This is a genomic window from Pseudomonas sp. 32_A, assembly GCF_017490905.1.
In the GTDB taxonomy this organism is placed as follows: domain Bacteria; phylum Pseudomonadota; class Gammaproteobacteria; order Pseudomonadales; family Pseudomonadaceae; genus Aquipseudomonas; species Aquipseudomonas inefficax.
In genome coordinates, this window is the sequence record NZ_JAFGYI010000033.1 from 56,280 (window position 1) to 66,726 (window position 10,447).

Here is a 10,447-nt window from a genome sequence, read left to right on the forward strand (position 1 = left end):
AACGATCAACGGCGGTAGTAACGGTGGTCGTCATTGTAGCGGTGGTGCATGGCCCGCTCATGGCGGTGCTCCCAGTCGCGGCGCCGTTCCCAGTCGCGTCGGCGTTCCCAGTCTCGCCGGCGCTCCCAATCACGGCGGGCCTGCTCGCGGCGCCACTGTTCGCGGCGCCAGTCGCTGCGGTGGTCGTGCCAGCGGTCGTCATCGTGAGCCAGCAGCGTGGCTGGCTGTGCGGCCACACTGGCTACCCTGGACCAGGGGTTGCCGGCAGGCTGCAACGGTGATTGAACCGCCGGGGCAGCCACTACGGGCGCCTTCATTTGTGTTGCCGATGCCGTGCCCATCGCCGCGAACGAGAACAGGCCGAGCAGCATCAACCTTGCGACATGCATTTTCATGAGCGAAGCCAACCTCTGATAACAATTGAGCCATCTGGCCAGCAGGTGGTCGGCGAACCTTGTCTCGCGTTCCGCTACCTTTCTGTGCCTCCCACATAGACCGGTAAACGGGAAAAAGTTCGCTGCGGCAACAAGTTGTACAACTTTTGCGCTTCAAAAAAGATGGTCAAGTGGCAGCGGGGCTCATTTACCATGGCGGCTGTTTTCAGCCATTGCCAAGGATACCCACCATGAGCGCCCCTCAGTTCCGCACCCCCACAGCCGCCGACGCCGAACGCTGCTACGCCATCGAGATCGGTGCCTATGAAGGCGATGAGGCGGCCACGCTGGAGAAGATCCGCACCCGCATCGCGCAATACCCGCAGGGCTTTCTGGTATTGGAAAACGCGGGCGAGATCGTTGGTTTCATCAACAGCGGCTGTGCCCACGAAGTGGTGATGTCCGACGAGGCATTCAAGGAGCTGGTCGGGCATGACCCGGCGGCGCCAAACGTGGTGATCATGTCGGTGGTGGTGGACCCGGCGCACCAGGGCAAAGGCTACGCCAAGCGGTTGATGGAAGAATTCATCCTGCGCATGAAAGCTGCGGGCAAGCTGACCATTCACCTGATGTGCAAGGAGCAGCATGTGGCGTTGTACCAGAAGCTGGGGTATCAGTACGTGAAACCCTCGCCGTCGGACCACGGCGGCATGGCCTGGCATGAGATGGTCATGTTCCTCTGAGTTCGCAAAACACGGAGGCTTTGCCAGCGATGGGCCGCAAAAGCGGCCCCTGATGGCCGCTTATTCGCCGCTGACCAGCTGGCGTGCCAGCTGGTTGTGGCGCTCCAGCACCCGTGGCAGGTCAACCGTGGCCAGCTGGCCGTCCTTCACCACCACACGGCCATTGATGACACTGGTATGCACCTGGGTCGGGGTGCAGAACACCAGCGCCGCCAGCGGGTCATGGTGGCCACCGGCATAGGCCACGTGGCCGAGGTCGAAGGCGACGAAGTCGGCCACCATGCCTGGGGCCAGGGCGCCGATGTCATTGCGGTTGAGCACCTTGGCACCGCCGAGCGTTGCAATTTCCAGCGCCTCGCGTGCAGTCATCGCGTCGGGGCCGAAGCCCACCCGTTGCAGCAGCAAGGCCTGGCGCACTTCACCGATCATGCTGGCGCCGTCGTTGGATGCCGAACCGTCGACCCCAAGGCCCACCGGCACCCCGTGGTCGCGCATCTTGCGCACCGGGGCGATGCCCGAGGCCAGACGCATGTTCGAGCATGGGCAGTGGGCGACACCCGTGCCGGTGCGGGCGAACAGCTCGATGCCATGCTGGTCGAGTTGCACACAGTGGGCGTGCCATACGTCGTGGCCGACCCAGCCGAGGTCCTCGGCATACTCGGCAGGGGTCATGCCGAACTTCTCGCGGCTGTAGGCGATGTCGTTGACGTTTTCGGCCAGGTGGGTGTGCAACGACACCCCGTACTGGCGCGCCAGCACGGCAGCTTCGCGCATCAGGTCGCGGCTGACCGAGAACGGCGAGCAGGGCGCCACCACGATGCGGCGCATCGAGCCGTGGCTGGCGTCGTGATAGTCCTCGATAAGGCGCTGGGATTCCTTGAGGATGTCGGCTTCCTTTTCCACCACCGAATCAGGCGGCAGGCCGCCCTGGCTGCGGCCCACGCTCATGCTGCCGCGCGCGGCGTGGAAGCGCATGCCGATCTCGTCGGCGGCATGGATGCTGTCGTCGAGCTTGCAGCCGTTGGGGTAGATGTACAGGTGGTCGCTGGAGGTGGTGCAGCCGGACAGGATCAGTTCGGCCATGGCGGTCTGGGTCGACACCGCGATCATTTCGGGGGTCAGGCGTGCCCAGATCGGGTACAGGTTGGTCAACCAGTTGAACAGCTCGCCGTCCTGGGCCGCCGGCACCACGCGGGTGAGGCTCTGGTACATGTGGTGGTGGGTGTTGACCAGGCCAGGGATGACCACCTTGCCGGCCATGTCCAGCACCACATCGGCGTGCTGTGGCAGGGTGTCGCTGGGGCCGACCTGGCGGATCAGGTTGCCTTCGACGAACATTCCGCCGTTCTTGATCTCGCGGCGCTCGCCGTCCATGGTGACCAGAAGTTCGGCGTTTTTGATCAGTAACGTTCTTGGAGCATTTGTAGATGACATGGCTTAAGCCTGCCGCAATACGCATCGGCGATTACCGATGTCATAGGCGCATGGCATTGTAAGCAAGAGTTTTGCGGATTGTATACAGGGGTGGTGATCCTGTGCTGGCCTCTTCGCGGGTAAACCCGCTCCCACAGGTACTACACAGAATTCAAGCACTGTGCAGTACCTGTGGGAGCGGGTTTACCCGCGAAGAGGCCAGCACAGGCTACCTCAATGTCAGATCAAACCGCCCCGCGGCTGCTCACCCCATCCACCAACCGCGCAATCCCCAGCGGGTTGGCACTTTTCAGCGCATCCGGCAGCAGCGCATCCGGGTAGTTCTGGAAGCACACCGGGCGCAGGAAGCGGTCGATGGCCAAGGTACCAACCGAAGTGCCACGGGCATCAGAGGTGGCCGGGTATGGCCCGCCATGCACCATCGCGTCCGATACCTCTACGCCGGTCGGGTAGCCGTTCAGCAGCAGGCGCCCGGCCTTGCGTTCCAGCAGCGGCACCAGCGTGGCAAAGGCGCTCAGATCGTCCGGCTCGGCAATCAGGGTGGCCGTCAGCTGGCCTTGCAGGTGGCGCAGCGCTTCGGCCAGTTGCTGGGCATCGGCGACTTCCACCACCACCGTGGTTGGGCCGAACACTTCTTCCTGCAGCAGCGGGTCGCTGTCCAGCAGCAGGCTCACATCCGCCTTGAACAACTGGGGCTGGGCCTGCTTGCCGGCTTGTGGCTGCCCGGCCAGGTGCTGGATGCCAGGGTGCGCCAGCAGGTGCTGTACACCGTTCTGGTAGCTGCGCAGGGTGCCGGCGTTGAGCATGGTCTGCGGTGCCTGGTCGGCCATGCGCGCCACCAGTGTGTGCACGAAGCGCTCGAACTGCGGCGACTTGATGCCCACCACCAGGCCCGGGTTGGTGCAGAATTGCCCGCAACCCAGCACCACCGAGGCGGCCAGTTCGCCGGCTACCTGCTCGCCACGGGTTTGCAGCGCCTGGGGCAGGACGATTACCGGGTTGATGCTGCTCATTTCGGCGAATACCGGAATCGGCTGCGGGCGCGCAGCAGCCATGTCGCACAGGGCGCGGCCACCACGCAGCGAACCGGTGAAGCCTACCGCCTGGATGGCCGGGTGCTTGACCAGAGCCTCGCCCACGCCGGCGCCATAGATCATGTTGAACACGCCTGCTGGCATGCCACTGCCGGCTACCGCGCGGTCGATGGCCGCGGCCACGTGGGCGGCGGTCAGCATGTGCCCGCTGTGGGCCTTGAACACCACCGGGCAGCCGGCCGCCAGCGCCGAGGCGGTGTCACCGCCTGCGGTGGAAAAGGCCAGCGGGAAGTTGCTGGCACCGAATACGGCCACCGGGCCGACGCCGATGCGGTACTGGCGCAGGTCCGGGCGTGGCAGCGGGGTGCGCTCGGGCAGCGCACGGTCGATGCGCGCACCGAGGAAGTCGCCACGGCGCACCACATCGGCGAACAGCCGTAGCTGGTTGCTGGTGCGGGCGCGCTCGCCGCGGATGCGTGCCTCGGGCAGCGCGGTTTCGCGCATCACATGCTGGACAAAGTCATCAGCCAGTGCGTCCAGTTCATTGGCGATGGCGTCGAGGAAGGCGGCGCGCTGTGCCGGGCTGGTGCTGCGGTAGGCCGGGTAGGCGGCCTCGGCGGCCAGTACGGCGGCATCGACTTCGTCGCCGGTCGCCTGGTGGAAGGCGTATGGCAGCGGCTCGCCGGTGTGGGCGTCGACGCTGTTCAGCAGCACGTCACCGTTGCCGCTGAGCTGGCCGGCGATATGGTTCAGGCGATGTTCGATGGACATTTCGTTTCCCGTTGGCAATGACAGTCGTTGGGCTGGGACTGTAGGGGGTGAAATGTGTGCTGAATAATGATTAATGCGGATCAGGTGATAACAGATCGTTATCGCAACGGCCTTCTCCAAAAGTTTCCATCGTATGCACGGCCCCCTGTGGGAGCGGGCTCACCCGCGAACACCGGCGAAGCCGGTGCCATCCACCGAGTCGCCTGCTTCGCGGGTAAACCCGCTCCCACAGGGACCGCGCAAATGCTCGAAAGCGCGTGGGTCACTCGGCCATCTGCAACTCCGGCAACTTCACCCGGAACGCCCGGGTAAGCCCCAGCAGCACCACAAGGCCCATGCCCATCCAGCACAAACCGATGGTGAACGACAGGCTGGTCAGGCTGCTCCACAGCCACAGCGTGCTGAGAAAGCCCAGGCCGGGAATGGCGCCATACAGCAGGTAGTTGCGACCACCACGCAGCTTGTGGTCGACAAGGTAGTGCTTGACCACGGCCAGGTTCACCGCCGAGAAGGCGAACAGCGCGCCAAAGCTGATCATGTTGGCCACGGTGTCGAGGGTGATCACCAAGGCAATCAGCGACAGCAGGCTGACCAGCAGGATGGCCGTGGCCGGTACGCGCTTTCTCGTCACCAGCTGGCCGAACGCACGGGGCAATGCACCGTCGCGGCCCATGGCGAACAGCACCCGCGACACACTGGCCTGGGACACCATGGCCGAGGCGAAGCAGCCGGCCACGTAGGTGGCGGTGAAGGCGGTCACCAGCAGTTCGCCGCCGACCCGGCGCATCACGTCCACCGATGCCGAGTCCGGGTCGGCGAAGCTGCCCCAGTCAGGGAACACCATCTGTGCGCAATACGACACCACCAGGAACAACATGCCGCCGATCAGCGACACGGCGAGAATCGCCACGGGAATGCGGTAGGTGGGGTTGCTGGTTTCCTCGGCCATGGTCGAGACCGCGTCGAAGCCCAGGAACGACAGGCACAGCACGGCGGCGCCGGTCATGATCAACGGCACGCTGAAGCCTTCGTGGTGGAAGGGCGCCAGCAGCGACACCGGCTGCGCCTGCCCGCTGAGGTTGTGGATGGACAGGGCGACGAACACGATGATGAACACCAGTTGCATCACCACCAGGATCCAGTTGACCCGGGTGATCGACTCGATGCCGATCAGGTTGAGGAAGGTGACCAGGGCAATGGAGCCCGCCACCCAGACCCAGGCGTGGATGGCCGGGAAGTACTCCGACATGTAGATGCCGATCAGCAGGTAGCTGAGCAGCGGCAGGAAGATGTAGTCGAGCAGCAGGGTCCAACCGGCGATGAAGCCGATATGGCTGCCGAAGGCCTTGCGGGTGTAGGTGTAGACCGAGCCGGAGTAGGGGTGGGCCTGGACCATGCGGCCGTAGCTGTAGGCGGTCAGCAGCATGGCGGCGAGGGTCAGCAGGTAGGCGGTGGGCAGGTGCCCCTTGGTCATCTGGGTGACCAGCCCGTAGGTGGTGAATACTGCGAGGGGGACCATGTAAGCCAGGCCGAACAGCACCAGGGCGGGCAGCCCCATGGACTTGCGGAAACGGCCGTTGCTGGCGGTGGGTTGCGACGGGCTATGTGCAGGGCTATGGGCTGTACTTGTTGTTGTATGCATTGCTAACTCCTGAAAAGGGATGCAGGACGCCGCGGTATGCGAGCGGGCTCGATACCGGTGGGTGTTGTGCAAGGAGGTCGAGCGAGTGGCTCGCAGCGCTGGGGCGGGTTGATGCTCCCACACCCCGCCGGTACCCGGAATCACCCTTTGGGGTGAGCCGGGAAACGGCTTTGCCTGCTCACCCCAAAGGGTGATTTCGGTGTTTGCAATGCCATGGGAGTATCTGGCCAACGACGCACCGCACTGGCGGCGGTGCCTTTACTTGAGACGGCAGGCCCACAGTGACTGATCAATTGCTTTCGCAACAGTGGTTCGAGCACCTGGCCAAGGTTACCGAGGCGATCGGCCGACCGGGCTTTGCCGCCACCCTGTTTACTGCACTTGGCGTGATCCGGCCGATCCAGGCGACCACGGTGTACCTGTACCCGCACGACGGCATGCCCTGCGCGCTGTTCGAGCAGGACGACAAGGCGCCCTGGCAGCCCGAGGGCAATGTCAGCCGCTACCTGTCCGGTTTTTATCTGCTCGACCCGTTCTACGGGGCCTGTGTGGAGCAGGTCGAGTCCGGTTGCTACGGCCTGTTCGAAGTGGCGCCCGACCAGTTCGAGGTCAGCGAGTACTACCAGTCGTTCTACCGGCACTCGCACCTGGAGGATGAGCTCAACTACATCCTGCAGGTCGCACCCAGGCAGAGCCTGGCGGTATCGCTGGCGTTCACCGACAAGCTCGATGGGCAAACCCGTGCGTTGTTCGCGCTTATCACGCCCTGGGTGCTGGCGGTGCTCGGCAAGCACTTCGCCGGGCTGGACAGCCGCGCCGGGCGCTTCGAGAACATCCTCGAGCAGCGCATCCACACGGCGCTGAACAACTTCGGCAGCTCGCTGCTGACCGAGCGTGAATGCCGTATCGCCCAGTTGATCCTGCGTGGCCACTCGACCAAGTCGCTGGCCGAGCGCCTGGCGGTGTCGGAGGACACCATCAAGTCACACCGCAAGAACGTCTACGCCAAGCTCGACATCGGCACCCAGTCCGAGTTGTTCTCCCTGTTCATCGACGCGCTGGCCAATGCCCAGGGCGTGCTGGGCAAGGACCCGCTGGAAAGCTACATGGGCAAGCTGCGCTGAGCGCAAGCCACCCTGCAACCCCACCGCAAAGGAAAACCAACAATGAATGCGCCTTTCGCCCCGCAACGCCAGACCCGCGACTACCAGGCAGCCGATGCCGCGCACCACATCCATGCCTTCCTCGATCAGAAGGCGCTGAACGCCGAAGGGCCGCGCGTGATCGTCGGCGGCGAACGCCTGCACCTGTGGGACAGCGAGGGCAAGCGCTACCTGGACGGCATGTCCGGCCTGTGGTGCACCCAGCTCGGCTACGGCCGTCGCGACCTGACCGCCGCCGCTGCCACGCAGATGGACCAGCTGGCCTACTACAACATGTTCTTCCACACCACCCACCCGGCGGTGATCGAACTGTCCGAGCTGCTGTTCAGTCTGTTGCCGGGGCACTACAGCCACGCGATCTACACCAACTCCGGCTCCGAGGCCAACGAGGTACTGATCCGTACCGTGCGCCGCTACTGGCAGGTAGTTGGCCAGCCGAACAAGAAGATCATGATCGGCCGCTGGAACGGTTACCACGGTTCGACCCTGGCTGCCACGGCGCTGGGTGGCATGAAGTTCATGCACGAAATGGGCGGGTTGATCCCGGATGTGGCGCACATCGACGAACCCTACTGGTACGCAGAGGGCGGCGACCTGACCCCGGCCGAGTTCGGCCGCCGCTGCGCCCTGCAGCTGGAGGAGAAAATCCTCGAACTGGGTGCCGAGAACGTTGCCGGCTTCATCGCCGAGCCGTTCCAGGGCGCCGGCGGCATGATCTTCCCGCCGGAAAGCTACTGGCCCGAGATCCAGCGCATCTGCCGCCAGTACGATGTGTTGCTGTGCGCCGATGAAGTGATCGGCGGCTTTGGCCGCACTGGCGAATGGTTCGCCCACGAGTACTTCGGCTTCGAGCCCGACACCCTGTCGATCGCCAAGGGCCTGACCAGCGGCTACGTGCCCATGGGCGGGCTGGTGCTGAGCAAGCGCATTGCCGAGGCACTGGTGGAGCGGGGCGGGGTGTTCGCCCACGGCCTGACCTATTCCGGCCACCCGGTGGCGGCGGCGGTGGCCATTGCCAACCTGAAGGCGCTGCGTGACGAAGGCATCGTGCGCCAGGTAAAGGACGACACCGGGCCGTACCTGCAGCGCATCCTGCGCGAGGTGTTTGCCGACCACCCATTGATCGGCCAGGTGCAGGGCGCCGGTTTGGTGGCGGCGCTGCAGTTCGCCGAGCACAAGCCGACGCGCAAGCGCTTTGCCAACGAGAACGACCTGGCATGGCAGTGCCGCACCTTCGGTTTCGAGGAAGGGGTGATCATTCGCTCGACCCTGGGCCGGATGATCATGGCGCCGGCGCTGATCGCCAACCACAGCGAGCTGGATGAGCTGGTGGAGAAGACCCGGATTGCCGTGGACCGCACGGCGCGCATGGTCGGCAAGCTCTAAACCTGCGAGCGCTCCGCAGACCCTGTGGGAGCGGGTTCACCCGCGAACACCGGCGAAGCCGGTGCCATGCACCGAGTTGCATTCTTCGCGGGTGAACCCGCTCCCACAGGAATCATGTAGGGCGCTAGATAAAGATCTGCTCCAATGTTCATCAGGAGTACAAATGTACACCCTCGAATTCTGGCAACAACGTGCCTCGGACCTCTACCTCCCGGCAACTGCACTGATCGACGGCAAGCCCGTCAGCGCACAGGACGGCGCCACGTTCGCCGCCATCAACCCCGCCACCAACAAGGTACTGGCCCAGGTCAGCGCCTGTGGCCAGGCCGAGGTCGACCTGGCCGTTGCCAGCGCCCGCCGGGCTTTCGAGCAAGGCCCGTGGGCGCGCATGGCCCCAACTGAACGCAAGAAAGTGCTGCTGCGCCTGGCCGAGCTGATCATGGCCCATCGCGAAGAACTGGCCCTGCTCGACTCGCTGAACATGGGCAAGCCGGTCATGGACGCCTACAACATCGATGTGCCGGGCTCGGCGCAGGTGTTCGCCTGGTACGGCGAGGCGCTGGACAAACTGTATGACCAGGTGGCACCCACCGCGCCCGACGCCTTGGCCACCATCACCCGCGAAGCCCTCGGCGTGGTCGCCGCCGTGGTGCCGTGGAACTTCCCGCTCGATATGGCCGCCTGGAAGCTCGCCCCGGCACTGGCTGCCGGCAACAGCGTGGTGCTCAAGCCCGCCGAGCAATCACCGTTCTCGGCCCTGCGCCTGGCCCAGCTGGCGCTGCAGGCCGGTGTGCCGGAAGGCGTGCTGAACGTGGTGCCGGGCCTGGGCGAGCAGGCTGGGCAGGCGCTGGGCTTGCACCCGGACGTGGATTGCCTGGTATTCACTGGCTCCACTCAGGTGGGCAAGTACTTCATGCAGTACTCGGCACAGTCCAACCTCAAGCAGGTGTGGCTGGAGTGCGGCGGCAAGAGCCCCAACCTGGTGTTCGAAAACTGCCAGGACCTGGACCTGGCGGCGGAAAAGGCGGCATTCGGTATCTTCTTCAACCAGGGCGAGGTGTGCTCGGCCAATTCGCGGCTGTACGTGCACCGCTCGATCCATGACGAGTTCATCGAGCGCCTGCAGGCCAAGGCGCGCCAGTGGCTGCCAGGCAACCCGCTGGACCCGGCGAGCCGGGCCGGTGCGATTGTCGATGCCGGGCAGACGGGCCGCATCGAAGCTGCCATCGCCCGCGCCGGGCAGGAGGGGGCGCGGTTGGTATGCGGTGGTCGCCGCCTGACTATCGACGGTTCGGACAATTACATCGAGCCGACCATTTTTGCCGGGGTCGATGGCCGTATGAGCCTGGCGCGGGAGGAGGTATTCGGGCCGGTGCTGGCGGTCAGTGCCTTCGACAGTGAAGAGCAGGCCGTGCGCCTGGCCAACGACAGCATCTACGGCTTGGCGGCGTCGGTGTGGAGCGATGACTTCAACCAGGTGCACCGAGTGGCACGGGCGTTGAAAGCCGGCACCGTGTCGGTGAACACGGTCGATGCGCTGGACGTGACGGTGCCGTTCGGCGGTGGCAGGCAGTCCGGGTTTGGCCGCGACCTGTCGCTGCATTCGTTCGACAAGTATTCGCAGCTCAAGACCACCTGGTACCAGTTGCGCGCCTGATACCCTGAAGGCATACCCAGGACCTGTAGGAGCGGCCTTGTGTCGCGATAGGGCTGCAAAGCAGCCCCAGGGTTTCAGCACGGATGCACAAATTGCCGGGGCTGCTTTGCAGCCCTATCGCGACACAAGGCCGCTCCTTGTATCTCGACTTTCGCCTCACAAGAGGCGAAAGTTCTCGACTGATCATCGAGGGAGGGTCATGAAGCGGAGCCGCTCCAAGGGCATCGAGCCCGTATTGTAGAT

At 64.6% G+C, this 10,447-nt stretch carries 8 protein-coding genes; 4 read left to right on the forward strand and 4 right to left on the reverse strand.

The annotated features are described in order from the left end of the window. Nucleotides 1–5: 5 nt before the first annotated feature. Complete coding sequence (locus tag J5M58_RS19145; protein ID WP_207879162.1) at nt 6–371, reverse strand: hypothetical protein; 366 nt, start codon at nt 369–371, stop codon at nt 6–8. A gap of 254 nt (nt 372–625) precedes the next feature. Here J5M58_RS19145 and J5M58_RS19150 point away from each other — a divergent pair, with 254 nt between their 5' ends. Next, the gene (locus J5M58_RS19150; RefSeq protein ID WP_207879147.1) at nt 626–1,117 is read left to right on the forward strand and encodes a GNAT family N-acetyltransferase; all 492 of its coding nucleotides are present in this window, start codon (nt 626–628) and stop codon (nt 1,115–1,117) included. Between the two features lie 60 nt (nt 1,118–1,177). On the opposite strand, the gene J5M58_RS19155 is transcribed toward J5M58_RS19150, so the two are convergent. From J5M58_RS19155 to J5M58_RS19165, 3 genes are all read right to left on the reverse strand, one after another. Beyond that, entirely contained in the window at nt 1,178–2,551 is a 1,374-nt protein-coding gene (locus tag J5M58_RS19155) for an 8-oxoguanine deaminase (RefSeq protein WP_207879149.1), read from the reverse strand. 224 nt (nt 2,552–2,775) lie between these two features. Next, complete coding sequence (locus J5M58_RS19160; RefSeq protein WP_207879152.1) at nt 2,776–4,356, reverse strand: aldehyde dehydrogenase (NADP(+)); 1,581 nt, start codon at nt 4,354–4,356, stop codon at nt 2,776–2,778. A gap of 262 nt (nt 4,357–4,618) precedes the next feature. Then, nucleotides 4,619–5,998: an APC family permease gene (locus J5M58_RS19165; RefSeq protein WP_207879154.1), complete on the reverse strand. Its 1,380-nt coding sequence runs from the start codon at nt 5,996–5,998 to the stop codon at nt 4,619–4,621. Nucleotides 5,999–6,279: 281 nt separating this feature from the next. Here J5M58_RS19165 and J5M58_RS19170 point away from each other — a divergent pair, with 281 nt between their 5' ends. The 3 genes from J5M58_RS19170 (at nt 6,280) to J5M58_RS19180 (ending at nt 10,204) form a co-directional block, all read left to right on the forward strand. After that, nucleotides 6,280–7,122: a helix-turn-helix transcriptional regulator gene (locus tag J5M58_RS19170; protein ID WP_207879156.1), complete on the forward strand. Its 843-nt coding sequence runs from the start codon at nt 6,280–6,282 to the stop codon at nt 7,120–7,122. Nucleotides 7,123–7,164: 42 nt separating this feature from the next. Beyond that, nucleotides 7,165–8,547: an aspartate aminotransferase family protein gene (locus J5M58_RS19175; RefSeq protein WP_207879158.1), complete on the forward strand. Its 1,383-nt coding sequence runs from the start codon at nt 7,165–7,167 to the stop codon at nt 8,545–8,547. Between the two features lie 163 nt (nt 8,548–8,710). Beyond that, nucleotides 8,711–10,204, forward strand: a complete 1,494-nt coding sequence (locus J5M58_RS19180; protein ID WP_207879160.1) for an aldehyde dehydrogenase — start codon at nt 8,711–8,713, stop codon at nt 10,202–10,204. Nucleotides 10,205–10,447: the final 243 nt, after the last annotated feature.

Bases quoted from the DNA above. Each gene is read 5' to 3' on its own strand.
- J5M58_RS19145 (WP_207879162.1), bottom strand. From the start codon at position 371: ATGCTGCTCGGCCTGTTCTCGTTCGCGGCGATGGGCACGGCATCGGCA.
- J5M58_RS19150 (WP_207879147.1), top strand. From the start codon at position 626: ATGAGCGCCCCTCAGTTCCGCACCCCCACAGCCGCCGACGCCGAACGC.
- J5M58_RS19155 (WP_207879149.1), bottom strand. From the start codon at position 2,551: ATGTCATCTACAAATGCTCCAAGAACGTTACTGATCAAAAACGCCGAA.
- J5M58_RS19160 (WP_207879152.1), bottom strand. From the start codon at position 4,356: ATGTCCATCGAACATCGCCTGAACCATATCGCCGGCCAGCTCAGCGGC.
- J5M58_RS19165 (WP_207879154.1), bottom strand. From the start codon at position 5,998: ATGCATACAACAACAAGTACAGCCCATAGCCCTGCACATAGCCCGTCG.
- J5M58_RS19175 (WP_207879158.1), top strand. From the start codon at position 7,165: ATGAATGCGCCTTTCGCCCCGCAACGCCAGACCCGCGACTACCAGGCA.
- J5M58_RS19180 (WP_207879160.1), top strand. From the start codon at position 8,711: ATGTACACCCTCGAATTCTGGCAACAACGTGCCTCGGACCTCTACCTC.